This window comes from Agarivorans sp. D1326 (assembly GCF_056958115.1).
Genome location: NZ_JBTWEN010000008.1, coordinates 172,225 through 192,315, shown reverse-complemented (window position 1 = coordinate 192,315; position 20,091 = coordinate 172,225). Strand labels below are relative to the sequence as shown.

23 protein-coding genes are annotated in these 20,091 nt (G+C 45.2%); 16 read left to right on the top strand and 7 right to left on the bottom strand.

Annotation, left to right across the window (positions count from 1 at the left end; translation table 11 throughout):
• Positions 1-3 precede the first annotated feature (3 nt).
• The gene (locus tag ACYFDN_RS16105; RefSeq protein WP_483511916.1) at positions 4-1,401 is read right to left on the bottom strand and encodes a TolC family protein; all 1,398 of its coding nucleotides are present in this window, start codon (positions 1,399-1,401) and stop codon (positions 4-6) included.
• A 416-nt stretch (positions 1,402-1,817) separates the two neighbouring features.
• Between ACYFDN_RS16105 and ACYFDN_RS16100 the strand changes: the two genes are divergently transcribed.
• Both ACYFDN_RS16100 and ACYFDN_RS16095 read left to right on the top strand, forming a co-directional pair.
• The gene (locus ACYFDN_RS16100; RefSeq protein ID WP_483511915.1) at positions 1,818-1,976 is read left to right on the top strand and encodes a hypothetical protein; all 159 of its coding nucleotides are present in this window, start codon (positions 1,818-1,820) and stop codon (positions 1,974-1,976) included.
• Between the two features lie 144 nt (positions 1,977-2,120).
• Complete coding sequence (locus ACYFDN_RS16095; protein ID WP_338623072.1) at positions 2,121-2,474, top strand: DUF805 domain-containing protein; 354 nt, start codon at positions 2,121-2,123, stop codon at positions 2,472-2,474.
• Between the two features lie 20 nt (positions 2,475-2,494).
• On the opposite strand, the gene ACYFDN_RS16090 is transcribed toward ACYFDN_RS16095, so the two are convergent.
• The 4 genes from ACYFDN_RS16090 to ACYFDN_RS16075 form a co-directional block, all read right to left on the bottom strand.
• Positions 2,495-2,998 carry a M48 family metallopeptidase gene (locus ACYFDN_RS16090; protein ID WP_152783901.1) on the bottom strand — a complete coding sequence of 168 codons (504 nt, stop codon included), beginning with the start codon at positions 2,996-2,998 and terminating at the stop codon, positions 2,495-2,497.
• Between the two features lie 80 nt (positions 2,999-3,078).
• The gene (locus tag ACYFDN_RS16085) at positions 3,079-4,017 is read right to left on the bottom strand and encodes a DMT family transporter (RefSeq protein WP_483511913.1); all 939 of its coding nucleotides are present in this window, start codon (positions 4,015-4,017) and stop codon (positions 3,079-3,081) included.
• Positions 4,018-4,359: 342 nt separating this feature from the next.
• The gene (gene yjeH, locus ACYFDN_RS16080; RefSeq protein ID WP_483511911.1) at positions 4,360-5,625 is read right to left on the bottom strand and encodes an L-methionine/branched-chain amino acid transporter; all 1,266 of its coding nucleotides are present in this window, start codon (positions 5,623-5,625) and stop codon (positions 4,360-4,362) included.
• A 104-nt stretch (positions 5,626-5,729) separates the two neighbouring features.
• Positions 5,730-6,491 (bottom strand): substrate-binding periplasmic protein, encoded by a 762-nt coding sequence (locus ACYFDN_RS16075; RefSeq protein WP_483511909.1) that lies wholly within the window; start codon positions 6,489-6,491, stop codon positions 5,730-5,732.
• A 369-nt stretch (positions 6,492-6,860) separates the two neighbouring features.
• Here ACYFDN_RS16075 and nirB point away from each other — a divergent pair, with 369 nt between their 5' ends.
• The 10 genes from nirB (at position 6,861) to folE (ending at position 14,851) form a co-directional block, all read left to right on the top strand.
• A complete protein-coding gene (gene nirB, locus ACYFDN_RS16070) occupies positions 6,861-9,419 on the top strand; it encodes a nitrite reductase large subunit NirB (RefSeq protein ID WP_016399992.1) in 2,559 nt (852 codons plus the stop codon).
• Entirely contained in the window at positions 9,419-9,745 is a 327-nt protein-coding gene (nirD, locus tag ACYFDN_RS16065; protein WP_483511983.1) for a nitrite reductase small subunit NirD, read from the top strand. Before nirB ends, nirD begins: the two co-directional genes overlap by 1 nt.
• Positions 9,746-9,777: 32 nt before the next feature.
• Positions 9,778-10,590 carry a formate/nitrite transporter family protein gene (locus tag ACYFDN_RS16060; protein ID WP_483511908.1) on the top strand — a complete coding sequence of 271 codons (813 nt, stop codon included), beginning with the start codon at positions 9,778-9,780 and terminating at the stop codon, positions 10,588-10,590.
• A 160-nt stretch (positions 10,591-10,750) separates the two neighbouring features.
• Complete coding sequence (cobA, locus tag ACYFDN_RS16055) at positions 10,751-11,524, top strand: uroporphyrinogen-III C-methyltransferase (RefSeq protein ID WP_483511906.1); 774 nt, start codon at positions 10,751-10,753, stop codon at positions 11,522-11,524.
• Positions 11,525-11,582: 58 nt separating this feature from the next.
• Positions 11,583-12,008 (top strand): Lrp/AsnC family transcriptional regulator, encoded by a 426-nt coding sequence (locus tag ACYFDN_RS16050; RefSeq protein WP_016399988.1) that lies wholly within the window; start codon positions 11,583-11,585, stop codon positions 12,006-12,008.
• An 8-nt stretch (positions 12,009-12,016) separates the two neighbouring features.
• Positions 12,017-12,223: a DUF3565 domain-containing protein gene (locus ACYFDN_RS16045; protein WP_040306610.1), complete on the top strand. Its 207-nt coding sequence runs from the start codon at positions 12,017-12,019 to the stop codon at positions 12,221-12,223.
• Positions 12,224-12,301: 78 nt separating this feature from the next.
• A complete protein-coding gene (locus tag ACYFDN_RS16040) occupies positions 12,302-12,853 on the top strand; it encodes a DUF3833 domain-containing protein (protein ID WP_483511905.1) in 552 nt (183 codons plus the stop codon).
• 103 nt (positions 12,854-12,956) lie between these two features.
• Positions 12,957-13,382 (top strand): dihydroneopterin triphosphate 2'-epimerase, encoded by a 426-nt coding sequence (folX, locus tag ACYFDN_RS16035; RefSeq protein ID WP_227981481.1) that lies wholly within the window; start codon positions 12,957-12,959, stop codon positions 13,380-13,382.
• A complete protein-coding gene (folM, locus tag ACYFDN_RS16030; RefSeq protein WP_483511904.1) occupies positions 13,372-14,106 on the top strand; it encodes a dihydromonapterin reductase in 735 nt (244 codons plus the stop codon). The genes folX and folM overlap by 11 nt, the downstream gene beginning before the upstream one ends.
• 64 nt (positions 14,107-14,170) lie before the next feature.
• Positions 14,171-14,851: a GTP cyclohydrolase I FolE gene (gene folE, locus ACYFDN_RS16025; protein WP_016399983.1), complete on the top strand. Its 681-nt coding sequence runs from the start codon at positions 14,171-14,173 to the stop codon at positions 14,849-14,851.
• A gap of 30 nt (positions 14,852-14,881) precedes the next feature.
• On the opposite strand, the gene ACYFDN_RS16020 is transcribed toward folE, so the two are convergent.
• The gene (locus ACYFDN_RS16020) at positions 14,882-16,231 is read right to left on the bottom strand and encodes a DEAD/DEAH box helicase (protein WP_406610051.1); all 1,350 of its coding nucleotides are present in this window, start codon (positions 16,229-16,231) and stop codon (positions 14,882-14,884) included.
• Positions 16,232-16,397: 166 nt separating this feature from the next.
• Between ACYFDN_RS16020 and ACYFDN_RS16015 the strand changes: the two genes are divergently transcribed.
• Genes ACYFDN_RS16015 through ACYFDN_RS16000 form a run of 4 tightly spaced genes read left to right on the top strand, consistent with a single transcriptional unit; the run spans position 16,398 to position 18,267 of the window.
• Positions 16,398-16,859 (top strand): RidA family protein, encoded by a 462-nt coding sequence (locus ACYFDN_RS16015; protein ID WP_016399981.1) that lies wholly within the window; start codon positions 16,398-16,400, stop codon positions 16,857-16,859.
• Positions 16,859-17,188, top strand: coding sequence for a TfoX/Sxy family protein (locus ACYFDN_RS16010; protein ID WP_483511903.1), 330 nt, complete (start codon positions 16,859-16,861; stop codon positions 17,186-17,188). Before ACYFDN_RS16015 ends, ACYFDN_RS16010 begins: the two co-directional genes overlap by 1 nt.
• Before the next feature lie 34 nt (positions 17,189-17,222).
• On the top strand, positions 17,223-17,771 hold the full coding sequence (locus ACYFDN_RS16005; protein ID WP_483511901.1) for an N-acetyltransferase family protein: 549 nt from the start codon (positions 17,223-17,225) through the stop codon (positions 17,769-17,771).
• A 52-nt stretch (positions 17,772-17,823) separates the two neighbouring features.
• A complete protein-coding gene (locus tag ACYFDN_RS16000; RefSeq protein WP_483511899.1) occupies positions 17,824-18,267 on the top strand; it encodes a YaiI/YqxD family protein in 444 nt (147 codons plus the stop codon).
• 344 nt (positions 18,268-18,611) lie between these two features.
• On the opposite strand, the gene ACYFDN_RS15995 is transcribed toward ACYFDN_RS16000, so the two are convergent.
• A complete protein-coding gene (locus ACYFDN_RS15995) occupies positions 18,612-20,090 on the bottom strand; it encodes a methyl-accepting chemotaxis protein (RefSeq protein WP_483511898.1) in 1,479 nt (492 codons plus the stop codon).
• Position 20,091 lies beyond the last annotated feature (1 nt).

Below are 20,091 nucleotides of genomic sequence, written 5' to 3'. Positions count from 1 at the left end.
ACCTTAGTTAAATCGATAATATTGAGAAAAATTGGCCATTTCACCACTTAAGGCAGTGAGTTTAGCCAATGCAATTACATGGCTATAAGCGGCCGATTGACGCTGAGTTTTCACGCTTGCTTGGTACATTTCGGCATCCACAACGTCGAGAGATGTCGCTAAACCTTGGCTAAAGGCTTTTAGTCGAATACGTAAGTTTTCTTTTGCTAGCGCCAAGGTGGATTCTAGCCCTTGGTATTCTTCTAATGCTAACTCGGCTTCTCGATAGGTTTTTTCTACCAGCAAGCCCAGGTCGCGCTCTGCTTGGGCGCGAATATAAGAAATCTGCAGCACGGTGCTATTGGCGGCATTTACTTTGCCGGAGCGACCAGAGTTATCAATAATTGGCACCGACACACCAACCCCCACCATCCAGTCGGGCGCGTATTTAGCGGCTAAGCTGTCGCCTTTGTAGATGTCATAGTTACCAAACATGTATACCTCTGGCATGTAACCGCCTTTGGCTATGGTCACCATCTTTTTAGCTTGTTCTGATTTACTGTCCAATATCGCTAAACCCGGATAACTGTTTAGGGTTTGCGACATATAGTTTTCTAGCTCAGGGATGTCTGCTTGAGTGAATAAGCTAGTAGTGGGTTGAATAGCCTGTTGGGCATGCAGCAATTCTTTTAAGGCTAACTGGGCAATTTCATAATTTCGCAGGGCTTTTCTGGTATCAACTTTGGCCTTGTCGTAAGAGGCATCCGCTTGCAGTCGTTCCACAAAGGCGATTTGTCCTTGCTGCTCTAGTTTTACCGCATTACGTTGATGTTTTTTAAGCCCGTCTTCCACCTCTTTATAGGTTTCTGCCACTTGTGCAGCCAGCACCACCCCAAAGTAAACTTTGGCGAGGTCTTCAAATTTAGCCTGCTGCTGCATGGCGAGTACTTTTCCAGCTTCAATATTTTGCTCACGTGCGATATCGATGGCGGCGCCGCGACGGCCACCAGTATACAGCGGCCAAATTGCCCGAATGGAGCTGGTGGTAATGTCTTGCTCAGTGAAGTTAGTTACCGTTGGTAAGTTTAAAAGCGGCGCTAAAATCTGTCCTAGCGCGGGGTCCAAACCACTTAAATCGAGTGATGCCAAAGGCTCTAAGTCTTTTAAATCAAGCGAAACGGGTTTTTCTAAACGGGTGTAATTACCGGTTAAATCTACTTTGGGGAAGTAGAGATCTTTTGCAGCGTCGCGCAGCGCTTCGCTGCGGGCTACGTTTTCCTTGTTGGCCGCGAGGCTTTGGTTCTTCTCTAGCACATCTTGCCATGCTTGCTCGAAGCTAATGGCATTAGCATTTACTGGCAGCAATAGGCTAACTATGCAGCCAAGGCTAGCTACGTTTAAACCCCAAAAGTGTCTTATCACTTTAACACAGTCCTTATGATATTAGAGTAAATACTCTACAGTATGCTAGGTGCATTATACAAGTGCTTTGCAGCGAGCATTTTTGCTATTTGTTAAGCCTAGGACAGATTACTGTAAGATGTTTTATTTCGTAGTAATTACTTGGCGAAACAAGCTGTTGAAGCTGGTGCCCGCCATTTTTCCAACGGTGCTATTAGCCAATTGTGCGGTGCTTTGCAAGTTGCATATAAAAGCTAGATGATTTTGCTGTTGTAGCCGATGAAGTACCCAGCGAACCCAAGACGCTACGGTGGAAATTCAAAGCTTGATTGAAGATCTACAACCGGGGACTAAGCAGCTAACGGGCTTAACTGAACACACTGTGTAACAGGCCGAAACTAGTGAGCGTTTAATGGGTGAAATAGGCCAAGACCTAAATGTTATTTCGCAATCGGCGCATGCAGTCTGAGGTGATTAAACAAGCTAATATTTCGTCAGTACAAGCGGTTGAACAATTGAGTGAAGCATCTGCAGGGTTAGCGTCAACCTTAAAAAGCTATCGCACCAAAGGTGATAGCAGGTTGGTAAATAGCTGAGTTGAGCAGTACTTAAAATAGCTTATTGATGATCAAGTGACTTATATCATAGTTTCTTTTATAACAATGGCTTAACTTTATTTTCAACTGGTGCTACGAGCACCAGTTTTGGATTGGTTTAGTAAAAGATATAAAAGGAACATAATGGAATACTTTATTGGGGCGTTAAAAAAATACGCAGATTTTTCAGGACGAGCTCGTAGAAAAGAGTACTGGATGTTCATCTTGTTCTACTTCATTTTTGGCATAGCAGCGAACATTATCGATGCCATTATTGGCTTGCCGTTGCTTTCGTTAGTGCTAACGCTAGGTTTATTAATTCCAAGTATTAGTATCGCCGCTAGGCGTTTACATGATACTGGTCGCAGCGGTTGGTGGCAGCTTATTGCGCTTATTCCGCTGATTGGTGCGATTATACTGTTGATTTTCTTGGCGTCAGATAGCCACGAAGACAACAACTATGGCGCTAATCCTAAAGGCGCTGGTGCAGTGGCTTAGGTTAAAAACAAATAGTTGGGCTAGTAAATTGGCCCAACTTCTTCTAGTTGAGTGAGGTAAACCCGCGTATCAAACTCAAGCTGATGGTAATTAGGCAGCATATGCTGGCACAGTTGGTAAAAAGCTTTGTTATGTTGTTTTTCTTTTAGATGAGCGAGTTCGTGTACCACGATCATGTTTAAAAATGGCTCAGGTACGTTTTGAAACAAGCTACTCACTCTTATTTCATTTTTACTCTTTAATTTACTTCCTTGAACTCTCGATACATACGTATGTAAACCTAAAGCATGGTTTACCACATGAATTTTCTTATCAAAAACAACCTTACTCAGCGGTGCCGATTTACGCATATATTGGTTTTTAAGTGACAAACAATAGTCGCGCAGGGCCTTATCATTATATATGTCATGCGTTGTAGGATACTTATTTAATAGAAATTCAGCTAAACGTTGTTGTTTAAGCAGATCTTCGATTTTGCTAGTGAGTGCCTCGGGGTAAGCGGCTAAATATTTAAGCGTTGTCATTGTATTTAAGGTAATGGCCAGATGCAGCAGTGTAAGCTGAGAATAAAACAAGACATAGCCTTAGGCTATGTCTTGTTTGCTTAGTTCTTGTTTAATAGCGCCACGGCCACCACAACTAGGCCAATACCAGCAATTTGCAGTACACCAATACTGTCGCCAAGTATCCAAGCGGCCATTATTAAGGTAAAAACCGGGCCTGCACTGCCACTAATCGCAGTGCGTTGAGCGCCGATACGATGGATAGCCTCACTAAATAAAAATGAGGGAATGACCGTAGAAAACAGCGCCATATAAGCCGCATACCAATAAACCTGACGGGGATAGTTGAGCAGTGCGGTAAAGTCCCCGTGCAAGCTAAAGTGGATGAAGATAGCAATGCTGGCGGCAATCATTGCAATAAGAGTAAAGGCTTGGCTGCCGATCTTGGCCACAATGTTTTTGCTAAAAACCAAGTAAAAAGCAAAACTAAAGGCGCTAGCGATAACCAAGCTGGTTCCCCAGATTAGTTGCTGGGGATCAAGTTGTTGGCCGGCTTCACTCCACATCATTAACCCCACGCCTAACCAGCTAAGGGGCAGGGCAAGCACCACGATTAACTGCGGCTTTTGGCGGTAAACTAACCAAGCGAGCAAAATGGTAAATCCAGGGTAGGCATACAATACCACGCGCTCAAGCGGTGCCGAGATGAATTGCAGGCCACTTAAATCTAAAAAGCTAGCTAGGTAATACCCTGCTATGCCAACCAGCGCAGCCGGCACAATGTTACCTTTCAGTTTTTGATGCTCTAAGCGGCCTAACCTCCACCAGTACAATGCTAACATTAGGTAAATCGGTAAACTAAAGGCCATGCGCAGCGTCATTAGGCTGGCGGGGTCGATACCAAATTGGTACGCCAGCTTGATCCAAATTCCCTTAAGAGAAAACAAAGCGGTGGCAACCAAGGCCAAACAGAGCCCTTTAGCTGCTTGAGAAAAGCGCGGAATGGAAGTGAAGATGTTGCTAGTTTTACTGATAGTCATGTCCTTGCGAGCCTTGTTTTAGGAGTTGGATAAGGCTACGAAGGGCAAATAAGGTCTGGCTGCACTTCGCAGCCAGTGAAAAAATATCTACATTTCACCGCTGCTAGAAATAAGCAGCAGCCACAGTTTAACCAAGCAAATACTTGCACTGGGTGCGAGTAAGCGACTTAGCTGATTTGTGGTTAAAAATGCGGTCATATCATTTCCTTGATGATGAATTTTTAGCCTACGGTAATTGAGTTGAAGCCGCAAGCGATTAAGCAAAATAGACGGCTGTTAGATTCAATCTATGTGGCTGGTTTAGCCCAGAGGCAAACGCGCTACTAGGGCTGTAGTTGTTCATCAGCTATTGGCGTCCACCTTGATTCGCGTTTGTAGCTGTTTAAAAGCAACTTGCAACAGCAAGAAAGCCGCACACAGAAGCAATACATAAATGCTCTGCTGACCTAAGGCAACTAACAGCAAGCAACAAAGCAGCACGCCTACTATGGCGAGTACCTTAAAAAACCCACGCAATAAAATGGCGCCAGCTAGCATACTCAACAGATAAACCATGATGAAATTGCCATTGGCATAACGGATTAACTCGTCCAGCGGTAACTCAAATAGCCAAGCTGCAACACAGCTAAGCGCACAAACTAAAACAATGGTGCTAAGCGCATGTTGTGGAATTTTATTTTTAGATAAACGGGCTAAGGGTTTTAGCCGCTGACCTTCATCGGCCATGCTCCAGAGCAAGCGCGAAAAGCCCTGTATATAAATATTGATGCTAGCGTAACAAGCTAAATAGCCCACAATGGCGGCTAACCACTTGGCTTTTTGATCAAAGATAATGGCAACTAAATGAGGCAGTGATTGGGTATTGGCAAGTTGGTCTCCATAGCTGCCGTATTTAAGCACCACCACCGACGCCGCCCAGTACACGGCGCCTGCCAAAAACACACCCAATAATAAGGCAATGGGGAAATCTCGTTCTGGCCGACGAAACTCCTCGCCCATATGGGCAAAGGCTTCAATGCCTACAAAACACCAAAACATCACGGCTAATGCAGGGGCAATGCTAGGAATATCGATCTGTTCAGGAAGCTGATAATCGCCTGCTTGCACATCGCCATGCCACCACAGTGCCGCTACAAGTAATACAATCGCAATCGCAATTAAACCTTGAATATTGCCTGAGAGTTTTGCGCCTCCCATGCCTAATAGCCACATGCTGAGCAGCGTACCAAGTTGAATGATTAAGGCGGTATTTGGCGTGATAGAAAACATCGCCTGCCAAAATCCGGTTGCCATCATTAGCGCAGCGGGCAAGCCAACCGGTAGCACCGAAATGAATAAAAAGGCCGTGAGTTTTTCGGCTCGAGGCCCTAAGGCTTTGGCAACAAAGTGAGCGGCCCCGCCGGCGTGAGGATAGCGCTTGCCTAAAGCCGCAAAGGTAAAGGCAATTGGCAATACCAAGCTAATGAGTAATAGCCAGGCTAATAAAGAACTGTGTCCGGCAATGCTGGCGGCAATAGCAGGAACAACAAAGATGCCAGTGCCAAGTAAAGAGGTGGCAAGTAATGCGATACCTTGGCTGATGCCAAGTTGTTGATTTAAGCGGCTCATGAATGCTCACAGGATGAATAACAAAGCTAAAGCATAGCGCCAATCAACTCACTTGAAAGCTGTAAAAATAGCGGAAACTAACGCTAAATAGTCGGTGTTTGCCGTTAATTTAACGGTGAGCCCAACTTAGACTCTAGCTGCTCTAAAAGCTCTGCGTAGCGGCCGCTTGTTTTGAGCTTTTGTAAACCTTGGTTAAATTGCTGCAAATAGTGCTGATTTTCCGAATGTTTTTTAGAGAGCATAAGCCGAAAGTGGCGTTGCTCTACAAGAGTTTCGGAATAGGTAATTTGCTGGATCTCTGCTTCGCTCAAATGATTGGTCATGTAGTGCAAGGCAACGGTTTTGGTTAGCGCTATTGCATCGATGCGTTGATACAACAAGCGTTCAAATAGGCTTTGGTAATCTCCCACTTTATCTAAGGTAATCAGTTTGCTGCGCGCTGCTATTTCTAAGGTGGGGTAAGCGGCGAATAATGTTCCGCCTATTGTAATGCCTTCTAAGTCTTCTATTTTTTGCCAATGCACTGGTTTCGACTTCAAGGAAAACAAAACTTCATTACCACTTACGATGGGGTCGCTAAACCAAAAATGTCGTTCGCGCTGTTCGGTTTTAATCCAGGCTAAGCTGCCGTGCCACTTAAAGCTTGCTGCGCCATAGCCACGTCGAGCATATTCATATGAGCGTTTCCATGGGTAGTAACCGTAATACGTTTTGATACCTTTTTGAGCAAAAGCTTCGCTAACAATTTGTGCGGCTATGCCGCCTTTTGCCAAGTCTATTGAAAGATAAGGTGGCCATTCACCACTGGTTAAATTGATGTTTTTAACAGCAAATGCTGGGTGCGAAAATGCGCTTAGCAAACTCACCAGTAAACAAAATATACCTAAATAACATTTACTTAACTTTCTTATCATTATCTTTTTAGTTTATTAACCTTTGTATTTTTCAAGTGTAGTCGAGGGCTAAATAACGGTGCTTAATTTTCAAACCAACTACCTATTTTGAGTAGCTTTGTAAAAATTATTTCCGCGATTTTACAAAATCAAGATTGCCGGAGTACGTGAATTTTAGCGTCACTTTATTACCCAAATGTAATTATATTACAGATTTTGATGGTTAAATATTCAATATACCTCTTTAGGGTAGTTTAAAGTTGTTATTGATCTACATCATTCTTTTATTTTTGTTACATCTTATTATCCGCGCATTAATCTTATTTTGTCGCTGGAAAATCTATGAGCAAGCTGAAGCTAGTAGTTGTTGGTAACGGTATGGTGGGGCACCGTTATTTAGAAGATTTGGTCGAGAAGGCTGACTTAAGCCAATTCGACGTAACAGTTTTCTGTGAAGAGCCTCGAGTTGCCTACGATCGTGTTCACTTGTCTTCATATTTTTCTCATCACACCGCTGAAGAGCTGTCTCTTGTTAAACATGGCTTCTATGAAAAACACGGCATTGAGGTATTGCTTGGCGAACGTGCTATCAATATCAACCGTGAGCAAAAAGTGGTGTATTCAAGCACTGGCCGTGAGATTGCTTACGACAAACTAGTAATGGCTACGGGTTCTTACCCTTGGGTTCCACCGATTAAAGGTAGCGAAAACAAAGACTGCTTTGTTTACCGTACCATTGAAGATTTAAAAGCCATTGAAGCATCTGCTAAAAAGAGTAAGAGCGGTGCCGTTGTAGGTGGTGGTCTATTAGGTCTAGAAGCGGCGGGTGCTTTAAAAGCGCTAGGCGTAGAAACCCATGTTATTGAGTTTGCTCCAGTATTAATGGCCGAGCAGCTCGACCAGCAAGGTGGTTTATTACTGCGCAACAAAATTGAGCGCATGGGTGTGCAAGTGCACACCAGCAAAAACACCTTAGAAATCCAAGCGCAAGGTGAGCATGCTCGTAATACCATGCAATTTGCCGATGAAACCAAGCTAGAAGTTGATTTCATTGTGTTCTCTACCGGTATTCGTCCGCAAGACAAGCTAGCACGTCAATCTGAGCTAAGCATTGCACCTCGCGGCGGTATTGCGATTAACGATCAATGTTTAACTTCAGACGAAAACATCTACGCCATTGGTGAGTGTGCCTCTTGGAATGAGAGTTTCTTTGGTTTAGTGGCGCCTGGTTACAAAATGGCGCAGGTAGCGGTAGACCACCTGTTAGGTAACAACAGTGCTTTTGAAGGCGCAGACATGAGTGCCAAGCTTAAGTTACTGGGAGTAAAGGTAGGCAGCATTGGTGATGCCAATGGTCGCACACCAAACTGTAAGAGTTTTGTTTACCAAAACGACGAAGAGGGTGTGTATAAGCGCCTGATCGTTTCAGAAGACGGCAAAAAACTATTAGGTGCAGTGTTAGTGGGCGATACCGCTGATTACGGCAACTTACTACAGCTTAAACTTAACGACATTGATTTACCTGAGCATCCAGACACGCTTATCTTGCCTGCTCATGCGGGTGCAGAAAAACCTGCAATGGGCGCAGACTCTTTACCTGATTCAGCGGTTATTTGTTCTTGCTTCGATGTTACCAAAGGTAAGATAGCTGCAGCAGTGGCCGATGGCCAAACGACTATGGCCGAGATTAAAGCCTCTACTAATGCAGGTACTGGCTGTGGTGGTTGTTTACCGCTAATTGGCCAAGTACTAAATGCCGAGTTGGCTAAAGCTGGCGTAGAAGTTAATAACCACCTTTGTGAACATTTTGAATACTCACGCCAAGAGCTGTTCCACCTAGTTCGAATTGAAGGCCATAAAAGCTTTGAACAGGTATTAAACAAACACGGTAAAGGTTACGGCTGTGAAGTATGTAAACCCGCCGTTGGCTCTATTTTAGCTTCTTGCTGGGGCGACCACGTATTGGCGCCAGAGTTAGTAAGCCTGCAAGATACCAATGATAACTTCCTTGGCAACATGCAAAAAGACGGCACCTATTCGGTGATTCCACGCATGGCCGGTGGCGAAGTTACCCCTAAAGCACTTGGCGTATTGGCTGAAGTGGCTGAAGAATATGCCCTTTATACCAAGGTGACTGGTGCCCAGCGCATTGGTTTGTTTGGTGCGCAAAAAGATGACCTTCCAAATATTTGGCGCAAGTTAATTGCTGCTGGTTACGAAACCGGCCAAGCCTACGGTAAAGCCTTACGCATGGCTAAAACCTGTGTAGGTAGCACTTGGTGTCGTTTTGGTGTGCAAGACAGTGTTGGTTTGGGCGTAATGCTAGAAAACCGCTACAAAGGCATTCGTACTCCTCATAAAATGAAGTTTGGTGTATCGGGTTGTACCCGCGAATGTGCTGAAGCCCAAGGTAAAGATTTAGGCATTATCGCCACCGATGCGGGCTGGAATATGTACGTAGGCGGTAACGGTGGTATGAAACCGCGCCACGGTGATTTACTGGCTGCAGACTTAGACCAAGAAACCCTGATTAAATACGTAGATCGTTTCATGATGTTCTACATTCGCACCGCCGACAAATTACAACGTACTTCGGTTTGGTTAGAGAACCTAGAAGGCGGTGTTGATTACCTGCGTGAAGTAGTTGTAAACGACAAGCTTGGCATTAACCAACAACTAGAAGCCGACGTGGCTAAATTGGTTGCGAGCTATAGCTGTGAGTGGAGCGACACTCTAAACGACGAAGCGCAACTTAAACGTTTTGCTCATTTCATTAATAGCGACCAACGTGATGAAAACGTAGTGTTTGTTAGCGAGCGCGAACAGCATCGCCCGGCTACTTTTGCCGAGAAACACCCACAGGCAAAAGGCGACATTCTACACGTTGAGTTGGAGGCATAATCATGAGTTTCGAAACCGTTTGTAAGTTAAACGATATTATCCCAGGTACCGGTATTTGCGCGCTAGTAAATGGCCAGCAAATAGCCCTTTTTCGCCCACGTAACAATGAGCAAGTATTTGCCATTAATAACATGGACCCTTTTGCTAATTCGAACGTATTGTCGCGCGGATTGATTTGTGAGCATCAAGGTCAGCTTTGGGTAGCAAGCCCACTTAAAAAGCAACGTTTTAATCTTGAAACCGGCATCTGCCTAGAGAACCCAACGGTCTCGGTAGCGAGCTATAAGGTGCAGATTAAAGCCGACAGTGTTGCGGTGAGTGCATAACAGATTTTATTTTAGAAAATTAAGGAAGCATTATGTCTTACGTAAAACCCGCTGAATTCGTTCAAACCATGATCGATGCCGGTGAAAGCAAAGTATTTATGTCTACTCGCGATACCATTGTGCGCGGCATTATGGCTGGCGCAATTTTAGCGATTGCAGTAGCTGTAGCAATTACCGCAGCAGTGCAAACTGGTATGCCTATTGTGGGCGCTTTAGTATTCCCAGTTGGTTTTTGTATTTTGAACCTTATGGGTTTTGACCTACTAACTGGTGTATTTGCATTAGCGCCATTGTCGCTGTTTGAAAAGCGTGAAGGTGTCACCGCCAAAGGTGTGCTTCGTAACTGGCTATTAGTGGGTTTAGGTAACCTTATTGGTGCGGTATCGGTAGCGTTTTTGGTTGCTTTAACCTTTACCATGAACTTTAGTGTTGAGCCTGGCGCAGTAGGCCAAGCCTTTGTTAAAGCTTCAACAGCCCGTACTTTAGGCTTTGCCGAGCATGGCTTAAACGGTTGGATTACGGTGTTTGTTAAAGGCATCTTGTGTAACTGGATGGTGTGTTTAGGTGTAGTTGGCGCAATGACCTCTAAAACCGTTGGCGGTAAAGTATTGGCGATGTGGTTCCCAATCTTCATCTTCTTTGGTTTGGTATTTGAACACGCCGTAGTAAACATGTACCTATTCCCATTAGGCATGATGTTAGGTGCTGAATTTACTATCACCGATTGGTTAGTATGGAACCAAATTCCAGTTACTCTTGGTAACTTGGTTGGTGGCTTATTGGTAACTGGCCTAAGCCTTTACGTTACTCACGGTAAAACCTTGCCACAACGTAACGCTGCTTAAGCACAATACACAGTAGTTTTACCTCAAAATGATAACCCCTTGCTGTTGCTAGGGTTTTTTTTGTATTTGAAGCTTATGAACTGATACTCTACGGTTTTGGCCCTAAGGCCCGCTACACTAAATATAATATTCGCTCTACCAAGTAATAAGGAAACAGACAATGCCCCACTCTTCATCTACCGCTATTAACGAGCTGGGTTTTGTTTCGCTGGTTGGTGCAGGGCCTGGTGATCCAGACTTGCTTACCGTAAAGGCGGTGAAGCGCATCCGCACAGCCGATGTCATTGTATTTGACCGTTTGGTGTCGCAAGAGATCCTCGATTTAGCTTCGCCTACCGCAGAGATGGTGTACGTTGGCAAAAAACTTGATCATCACTTTGTACCGCAAGATGAAATTAACCAAATTTTGGTAGACCAAGCCAAGTTAGGCAAACACGTGGTTAGGTTAAAGGGCGGTGACCCGTTTATTTTTGGCCGAGGCGGTGAAGAGTTGCAATCATTAGCAGCCGAAAACTTAGCTTTTGAAGTGGTGCCTGGCATTACTGCCGCGGTGGGCTGTACTGCCTATGCGGGTATTCCACTTACCCATCGCGACCATGCGCAAAGTGTGCAATTTATTACCGGCCATCTAAAACAACATGGTGAAGATATTGATTGGCCTTCCTTAGCGCATTCTAATCACACCTTGGTGTTTTATATGGGCCTTAAGCAGTGTCCAACCATTCAGGAAAATCTGATTAAAAATGGCTTAGCCGATACCACCTCTTGCGCCATAATTGAGCGTGGTGCTACGCCGCAGCAGCGCGTATTAACTGGCAGCTTAGCTGAACTACCAAAGTTGGCGCAGCAAGCCGAAAGCCCATCTTTAATTGTTGTAGGCAGCGTTACAGAGTTGCACAAAGAGCTGGCGTGGTTCGCGCCAGAGTCGGTTTAGCTTAATCCGTAAAAAAGCTTGGTCATGTTAAATAGGGTGATTAAAGGGAAGTAAGTGCTTGGATAAGTTTGATCAAAAAATTGTCGCTATGTTAGTGGCCAATGCGCGTACTCCGGTGAGTCAAATTGCTCGACAGGTAAACCTTTCGCGTTCGGCCACCGCCGAGCGCATCGCCAATTTAGAGAGCAGTGGGCAGATCAGTGGCTATCACGCTAGCTTGGGCACCCATAGCGAGCAAGCGCCGATTGCTGCGCATTTAGAGCTGCGCTACAAAGAGCACAATTGTGAAGCTTATGCCGAGATTATGCGCGGCATTCCGGAAATTAAACGCTGTCAGGCCATTTCAGGTGACGTAGATATGTTGCTGTACGTTGAAGTGGCCTCAATGGCTCGACTAGAAGACATTCGTTTGCAGCTAGAGCAAATGGAAAAAATGGTGATGGTGCGTACGCACATGGTGTTAAGGGAAATGTTTAGCCGCTAAGGATGGCAATGCTACAAATAATAATTGGCTTTCAGTTAGACGAAGAGCGCCATTGGGTCGCTCGGTTAGCTTGTGGCCACTATCAACACGTTCGTCACCAGCCGCCATGGCAAAACCGACCGTGGGTGCTTAATTACCAGGGGCGTTTTAGCATGCTTGGCAAAGAACTCTCCTGTGTAAAATGCCTAGAAAGTGCCCCCCGCGATTGGAATTAACAAATAATTCAAGCCTGTAGATCTATTCCCACTCACTAGCCGTTTTAAGAGTAATTGTTAAAACTGGCGTAGATAGATATGCAACTAGCCTCTAGCGTACATCGAAAATACCTCTTATTACTTAGCCTACTGGCAGGTTTGTGGGGCTGTTCTAGTGCCGATGTTTCCAGTTATGCAGACAACCAACCTGCGTTGGTTTTGGAAAACTTTTTTGATGGCCAACTTAGCGCGCATGGCATTGTTAAAAACCGTTCGGGAGAATTGATTCGTTATTTTAACGTAACCATCGATGCTAGCTGGGACGAGCAAGGGGTAGGCACTCTTGATGAGCATTTTGTTTTTGACGATGGCGAGAAGCAGCAACGCATTTGGACTTTGGTTAAGCAGGAAGATGGTAGCTACCTAGCCAGTGCTAACGATGTTAGCCAACCCGCCAAGATGCACCTGGCAGGCAATGCCTTGTTTATGGACTATGTGCTCACTTTGCAATATAAAGGCAAACCGCTAGATGTAGTGGTTGAAGACAAAATGTATTTGGTTAACTCAACCACCATTGTGAATGAGTCGGTGATGCGAAAATTTGGATTTAAAGTGGGCTCGGTAAGTTTGGTGATTCAAAAACAGTCTTAGCTTGCCTTCACACAAACGACAGCAAAAAAACGTTTCAGCTGTTAAAGCCCTGCAAACTGGGCTAGGTATGTAGTAAGCAATTTAAATATAAAGAGAGAGCTCTATGAGCAACGTGTCTAAAACAAATGTTTCTAACTTGGCGCCACTGGCTAATAGTTTCCGGCTCGAACCGGCTTTAATTACCATTACCAATTTGCGCTTGCGAACATATATTGGTTTTAACGAAGAAGAGCTTAGCAAACAGCAAGACGTGGTGATAAACGCCGAAATTCGTTACCAAGCGAGTAAAGCCTGCGAAGCGGATAGTGAGGATTTAGCGCTTAACTACAAAGTGATTACCAAAGCGATGATCGCCCACGTTGAGCAAGGCCACTTTCGCCTACTGGAAAAACTGTGTGCCGACTTGCTTACTCTAGCAATGGATGAACCGCGGGTAATTAACGCCAGCATCACCGTAGATAAACCGCATGCCTTACGATTTGCAGATTCGGTTTCGGTGACTTTATCGGGCTCGCGTGATGCCGAGTAAGCTAACTAAAGCCAGTGCACCAGTGTTAATTACTGGCGGTACCCAGCGCTTAGGCTTAGCGATTGCAGAAGATTTACTGCAGCAAGGTTACTCAGTGATTGTGACCTATCGTAGTGACAAACCTGCGGTACAAGCCTTACGAGATAAAGGCGCAGACTGCATCATTGCCGATTTTAGCGACGAGCAAGGCATTTGCCAGTTTATTGCTTACGTACTAGAAAACTACTCTGCCTTACGTGCTGTTATCCATAATGCTTCGCAGTGGTTAAACAATACCGCGCTAGATAATCAGCACCAATTAATGCAAGCCATGTGGAGTGTGCATGTGAGTGCGCCTTATCAGCTCAATATCGCCTTTGAAGAGCTGCTAAAAAATCATCAAGATCAACAAGCTAGCGACATTATTCATATGACGGATTATGTCGCAGATAAAGGCAGCAGCAAGCATATTGCTTATGCGGCCAGTAAAGCGGGTTTAGCTAATTTAACCCATTCTTTTGCCGCTAAGCTTGCACCAGCGGTAAAAGTGAATAGTATTGCGCCCTCGTTGTTAATGTTTAACCAAGATGATCCTCCGGAGTATCGGACAAAGGCCTTGGCAAAGTCATTAATGGCGCTTGAGCCGGGCGCGAGTGAAGCAGTAGCAGCGGTTAACTACTTGCTGGCTAGCAAATATATAACCGGTCGCACCATCGGCTTAGACGGTGGTCGCCATCTGGTCTAGGGTTAATAGTGTTGTTAACTAAACCGTAGCGGGTGAACCAAGAAACTATCTAAAGGAAGTGATTATGAAAGTAGCGTTAGCTGAAAAACAATTTAGAAAAGACGCTTGCTTGTCACCAGAGGCAATTCAAGTACGCCAAGCGTTGATTGAGAAAGGGATAGAAACTCCCTTAGTGGACAATCAATTAAGCAATGAGCAGAAGTACAATAAGATAAAAGCCTCTTTGACTGATGTAGTGGCTACCTTGGGTTTAGATTTAAGTGATGATAGCTTGGCTGAAACCCCACACCGCATTGCAAAAATGTTTGTTGATGAGGTGTTCTCGGGTTTAGATTATTCGCGCTTCCCGAAAATCAGCATCATTGAAAATAAAATGGCCGTGGAAGAGATGGTGAAGGTGTCAGATATCGCCTTTACCAGCACCTGTGAGCACCATTTTGTTACCATCGATGGCTTGGCGAAAGTTGCTTACATTCCTAAAGACCACATTATTGGTTTGTCAAAAATTAACCGCATTGTGCGCTTCTTTGCGCAGCGTCCGCAGGTACAAGAGCGCTTAACTCAACAAGTGCTGGTGGCCTTACAAAGTTTATTGGGAACCGAAGACGTAGCTATTAGCATCGAGGCAACCCATTTCTGCGTGAAAGCACGCGGGGTGATGGACGCAAGCTCAAGCACCCAAACTTCGGCCTACGGCGGCAAGTTTAAAACCAGTAAATCGGCTAGAAGAGAGTTTTTAGCCTAGAAAAAAGCCGGTGATGTCACCGGCTTTTTGTTATCTGTTGCCCGAGTTGTTTGTATTAGGCTTAGCAAAGCGGCGACTGGTCTTATTGGTGCCACCCCCAGTATGGCGGCGATTTTTTCCGACCGGTTTGTTACCACGAGCATTTTCGCTAGAGCGCTGACCATCTTTATGTTCGCTACGTGGACTTTTAGGCTTCTTCGGCTTTTTAGCTTTTAAGGGGCGAGTATCGCGGGTTACTGGTAACTGGGTGCTTGGTTCAAAACCGGCTACTTCTTTACGTTCTAATAACTGGCCAGTGAGTCGCTCGATGCCAATTAAATCTCCCACTTCATCAGCACATACCAAAGACACTGCCTGACCTGTTGAGCCCGCTCGGCCAGTACGGCCAATGCGGTGCACGTAATCTTCGGCCACATTAGGTAAATCAAAGTTCACCACTTGCGGCAACTGATCGATATCTAAGCCACGTGCGGCAATATCGGTGGCAACTAATACTCGTACATCACCACTTTTAAATTCGGCCAGTGCACGGGTACGTGCGCCTTGGCTTTTATTGCCGTGAATCGCAGCTGCTGAGATTTTGCGTTGTTCTAAATGTTTGGCTAAGCGGTTGGCGCCATGTTTGGTACGGCTAAATACCAATACTTGCTGCCAATCATTATCTTTAATCAGCTGAGTAAGTAGGCCAGACTTTTTACTTTTATCTACCGGTACAATCCACTGTTTTACGGTTTTGGCAGTTGCGTTTGGTGGTGTTACCGATACTTCAACGGGGTCTTTAACTAAGCTTTTGGCCAGTGTTCTAATTTCTTCTGAGAAGGTAGCCGAGAACATTAAGGTTTGGCGCTGTTTTGGCAGCAAGGCCAAAATCTTTCTAATGTCGTGAATAAAACCCATGTCTAACATGCGGTCAGCTTCGTCAAATATAATCACTTCTAACTGCTGAAAACGAAACGCGTTTTGCTGGTAAAGATCTAATAAACGGCCAGGAGTTGCTACCAGCACATCTGCGCCACGACGCAGCTTTTGCATTTGTGGGTTAATCTTCACTCCACCAAATACTACCGTAGAACTTAGGTCCATGTTCTTGCCGTAAGTACTCACGCTTTCGCCAACCTGCGCAGCTAGCTCACGTGTTGGGGTGAGCACAAGGGCGCGAACTTGATTGGCGCGCACTTTAGGTCCTTTACTTAGCAATTCTAGCAATGGCAAGGTAAAACCTGCTGTTTTACCGGTGCCGGTTTGCGCGGCGGCCATGATGTCTTTGCCTTCTAAAATCACAGGAATGGCTTTGGCTTGAATAGGAGAGGGCGTGTCGTAACCTTGTGCTGCTACGGCGTCTAATAAAGGTTTAGATAAACCCAGGGAGTCAAAGCTCATAGTTGGTCTCTTGTGATAGTAAGTATGGCCGCTAAGTGGCGGGCGTGCAGCTTACAGTAAGTTAGGGTTAAGCGCCAATATTGAGCTAGCAAAAGCGGGCTGCTGAAATCGTGCTAGTCTGAAGGCAATAAAGGGTATTAACGATATTTTGTTAGGGAGTCACTTAATGAGTATAGCCGAGCGTTTGTTAGAGCTAGGAATTAGTTTACCTAAACCAACAGGCCCTGCCGCCAGTTATAGTAATTGTGTACAAACAGGCAATTTACTTTATGTCTCGGGCAAGGGGCCGGTTGCCGGTTTACAGGAGCCGCCAAAGGGTAAAATTGGCAGAGAGTTTACTCACCAGCAAGGGGCGCAGTTTGCCCGTTTGGCTGGCTTAGATATTTTAGCGGCAGTGCAGCAACATCTAGGTTCATTAGATAGAGTAAGCCAAGTTGTGAAGTTACAGGGTTTCATCAATGCCACCGAGCAATTTGAGCAACACCCAGCAGTGCTAGATGGCTGCTCTAAATTGATGGTGGAAGTATTTGGTGATAAGGGTTTACATGCTCGCTCAGTATTTGGTGCTACGTCGCTGCGCGCCAACTTGCCGTTGGTGATTGATTCTATTTTTGAGGTGAGTGAATAATGGCCTACGATTTGGAATTGGCTGAAAAAATTCGCCAAGCGCTAGCCAGCCAAGTTGAGTTTAGTGAACGTAAGATGTTTGGTGGCTTGTGCTTCATGGTGGCTGGCCATATGTGTTGTGGCATTGTTGATATGCAACTAATGGCGCGAGTTGGACCAAATCAATATCAAGACTGCTTACGCTTAGAATTTGCTTCCGAAATGACCTTTACTGGAAAACCAATGAAAGGAATGATCTACGTTTCGCCAAAGGGTTTGCTTGAGCCTAAGCAACGTGAGCAGTGGTTACAATATTGCCTCAACTTTGTGCACAGTTTGCCGCCAAAGTAATCTTATTCAACGCAATTTAATAGCAAGAGATGATATGTCGCAGTTCCCAATAAAAGCTAAAGATGGTCAAGACTTTTTGCTCAGGCTGCTTAATGATCAAGATGCAGTGGCACTAGGAGCGTTTTTTGTCGAATTAAGTGAAGCCAGTCGCAGCCGCTTTGGGCCTCATCCTTTAAGCAGTGAGTATGCTCAGCATTTGTGTGAAGCGCTTGCCGATGACAGCGCACAGCGTTGGGTGATTGCCGATGGTGCCGCAATTGTCGGCTATTTCATCTTCGAGCGGAAAATTTTAGAGCCTGAATACCAGCGCTATTATGTGCAGGGAGTTAGCTTACAAGCAGAACTTGATGTGATACTTGCCCCCTGCATTGCCGATGACTATCAAAACGCTGGGCTTGCTATGGCGGCGATGCAATCCTTGATGACTGAGTTTAAGCGGCAAGGGGCTCGTAGCTTAGTATTGATGGGAGGAACGCAGCAGAGTAATCATCGCGCGCGACATTTTTATCAACGTTGCGGCTTTGTTGAATATGGCGGTTTTCAAACCGATGTGTATAACATTGATATGCGCCTTAGCTTGTAATTAGCAGCCACTTGGGCATAGTAGCGGCATTATTGTTTTAAGAGAGAATGCCATGAAAATTTGGGTTGATGCCGACGCCTGTCCAGTGGTGATTAAAGAGATTTTGTTCCGGGCCGCCGAACGAACCCAAATACCGCTTACGTTAGTGGCTAATCAATATATAAAAACACCACCTTCTAAGGTGATTAGTAGTCTACAAGTTAGCGCCGGTTTTGATGTGGCTGATAATGAGATTGTGGCGAGGGTGGCTGCTGGTGACTTAGTGATTACCTCAGATATTCCTCTAGCCGATGAAGTGATCACCAAGCAGGCTCAAGCCTTAAGTCCCCGAGGTGAACTCTATACAAAAAGCAACATTAAGTCGCGACTAAACATGCGTGACTTTATGGACACGATGCGCTCTAGCGGCGTGCATACCGGCGGGCCTGCTGCGCTTAGCCAAGCCGATCGCAAAGCTTTTGCTAGCCATTTAGATTCTATTCTCGCCAAACACTAGTCAGCTAAATAAGCCCGTTAATCGAGAAAATAAAAAGCTTAAGCAAAGGCTTAAGCTTTTAAGTTGTGTAGCTAGGGCCTGTTGATCTTTGCTGATGGTTTTTACAGCAATTTATTAGCCATTTAGGCAAGGCAGTGAGTGTGAAGTTAAGTGGGCTTAATAATCACTCGCTAACGCCGAATAAATGGCTAAGAAATGCTGCCCCGAAGGGTTCGGATAAGCGAACTTTACTCTTCGTTGAACACTTTTCACTTAGCCCACTAGGTTTCAAAGTGCTCGCCGCGATTAAAGCCCGCTTATCTTGAATAAAATTTCAACACCAAAGATCAACAGGCCCTAATAACTTAATACTTAAAGCGGTTTACTTGAGTCACCATCTGATGGCCCACTTCTAATAAATCTTCGGTGGCTTGTTGTAGTTGTTTGCTGTCTTCACTAAGAGATTGCGCACCAAGACTCAAGGATTCCATATCAGCAGTAACGGCGCTGGTAACATTAGATTGCTCTTCACTGGCGCTAGCTATCATGGTGATCATGTCATTAACCGAGTTCATCTCTTGGTTAATTTGCACTAACGATTCGCCAGTGCCTTCGGCAGATGAGATGGTTTGACTGACCATTTCTTTACCGGCTTGGGTAGCTTGGTAAGAGGTTTCTGCCTGGCTTTGTAAATCACCAATAATCGACTCAATTTCAGAGGTCGATTCGTGAGTTTTACTGGCGAGAGCACGTACTTCGTCGGCAACTACCGCAAACCCTCTGCCAGACTCACCAGCACGGGCTGCTTCAATGGCGGCATTTAAGGCCAGTAAGTTAGTTTGCTCGGCAATGCCTTTAATCACATCTAATACGCTGCCAATGTTGTCACTTACTTGCTTGAGGCTGGTGACTTCATCGGCGGTGCGATCAAGATTTTTCACTAGCTCGCTTACCTGAGCAATGTTGTCATCAATGGCTTTATGGCCATCCATGGATAATTGGTAAGCTTGCTGAGTGCGAGAGGCTGTGTTTTCGGCGTTGCCTGCAATTTCTTTGGTGGCGATGCCTAGCTGCTGCAAGTTGGTTAATGAGGTAGATGTCAGCTCTGTTTGCTCAAAGGTATTGGCAGTGTTTTTGTCGTTAATTACCCGCACGCTCTCAGATACTAGTTCTAGTTGGGTTGCGGCCTCGGCCATATCTTGAACAATACTTTGTACGGTTTCGATAAAGCTATTGAAGTTGTGGCCAAGTTGGCCAATTTCATCTTCGCTGGTTACGGGAATGCGCGCGGTTAAATCGCCATCGCCTTGAGCAATGCCTGCCAGTACCCTATTCACATTGGCTAGCGGTGCAATAATCACTTTACGTAGCGCTAGAATCAGCAACACAATAATTAGCGCGGTCATGAAAATAATAGTAAGGATGTCCTCGCTTAACTCATTGCTTAGGGCGCTGTTAATGGCCTGTTTGGTGATGCCAATTTCGATGGTGCCAAGCGGCTTACCATCCCAATCTAAATCAATGCTAATGGTTTCATCTGGGCTAAAACCAGAGTCGTGATTTTCGGCCATTAGCTTGCCACGCTGATCACTTACCTTGATGCCTGCAATCATCGGCTCATCGATAAAGGCATCAATCGTGGCTTTAATGACATCGAAGTCATACACAAACACCGGTTCTTTAAGAATAATGCTCATTTGTTTAGTGAGGGCTAACTTGTCGTTTTGGTATTGCTGGTTCAACGACGCGCTGCTAAGCCAATATAATGCGCTGATTACAATGACCCCAGACACGAGAATAACAACAACAAGTAGCGAGGCGAGTTTTGCGGTAATTGTTTTCATA

Coding starts and splice junctions, on each gene's coding strand:
- ACYFDN_RS16100 (WP_483511915.1), top strand. CDS start 1,818: ATGTTATTTCGCAATCGGCGCATGCAGTCTGAGGTGATTAAACAAGCT.
- ACYFDN_RS16095 (WP_338623072.1), top strand. CDS start 2,121: ATGGAATACTTTATTGGGGCGTTAAAAAAATACGCAGATTTTTCAGGA.
- ACYFDN_RS16090 (WP_152783901.1), bottom strand. CDS start 2,998: ATGACAACGCTTAAATATTTAGCCGCTTACCCCGAGGCACTCACTAGC.
- ACYFDN_RS16085 (WP_483511913.1), bottom strand. CDS start 4,017: ATGACTATCAGTAAAACTAGCAACATCTTCACTTCCATTCCGCGCTTT.
- yjeH (WP_483511911.1), bottom strand. CDS start 5,625: ATGAGCCGCTTAAATCAACAACTTGGCATCAGCCAAGGTATCGCATTA.
- nirB (WP_016399992.1), top strand. CDS start 6,861: ATGAGCAAGCTGAAGCTAGTAGTTGTTGGTAACGGTATGGTGGGGCAC.
- ACYFDN_RS16060 (WP_483511908.1), top strand. CDS start 9,778: ATGTCTTACGTAAAACCCGCTGAATTCGTTCAAACCATGATCGATGCC.
- cobA (WP_483511906.1), top strand. CDS start 10,751: ATGCCCCACTCTTCATCTACCGCTATTAACGAGCTGGGTTTTGTTTCG.
- ACYFDN_RS16045 (WP_040306610.1), top strand. CDS start 12,017: ATGCTACAAATAATAATTGGCTTTCAGTTAGACGAAGAGCGCCATTGG.
- ACYFDN_RS16040 (WP_483511905.1), top strand. CDS start 12,302: ATGCAACTAGCCTCTAGCGTACATCGAAAATACCTCTTATTACTTAGC.
- folX (WP_227981481.1), top strand. CDS start 12,957: ATGAGCAACGTGTCTAAAACAAATGTTTCTAACTTGGCGCCACTGGCT.
- folM (WP_483511904.1), top strand. CDS start 13,372: ATGCCGAGTAAGCTAACTAAAGCCAGTGCACCAGTGTTAATTACTGGC.
- folE (WP_016399983.1), top strand. CDS start 14,171: ATGAAAGTAGCGTTAGCTGAAAAACAATTTAGAAAAGACGCTTGCTTG.
- ACYFDN_RS16020 (WP_406610051.1), bottom strand. CDS start 16,231: ATGAGCTTTGACTCCCTGGGTTTATCTAAACCTTTATTAGACGCCGTA.
- ACYFDN_RS16015 (WP_016399981.1), top strand. CDS start 16,398: ATGAGTATAGCCGAGCGTTTGTTAGAGCTAGGAATTAGTTTACCTAAA.
- ACYFDN_RS16010 (WP_483511903.1), top strand. CDS start 16,859: ATGGCCTACGATTTGGAATTGGCTGAAAAAATTCGCCAAGCGCTAGCC.
- ACYFDN_RS16005 (WP_483511901.1), top strand. CDS start 17,223: ATGTCGCAGTTCCCAATAAAAGCTAAAGATGGTCAAGACTTTTTGCTC.
- ACYFDN_RS16000 (WP_483511899.1), top strand. CDS start 17,824: ATGAAAATTTGGGTTGATGCCGACGCCTGTCCAGTGGTGATTAAAGAG.
- ACYFDN_RS15995 (WP_483511898.1), bottom strand. CDS start 20,090: ATGAAAACAATTACCGCAAAACTCGCCTCGCTACTTGTTGTTGTTATT.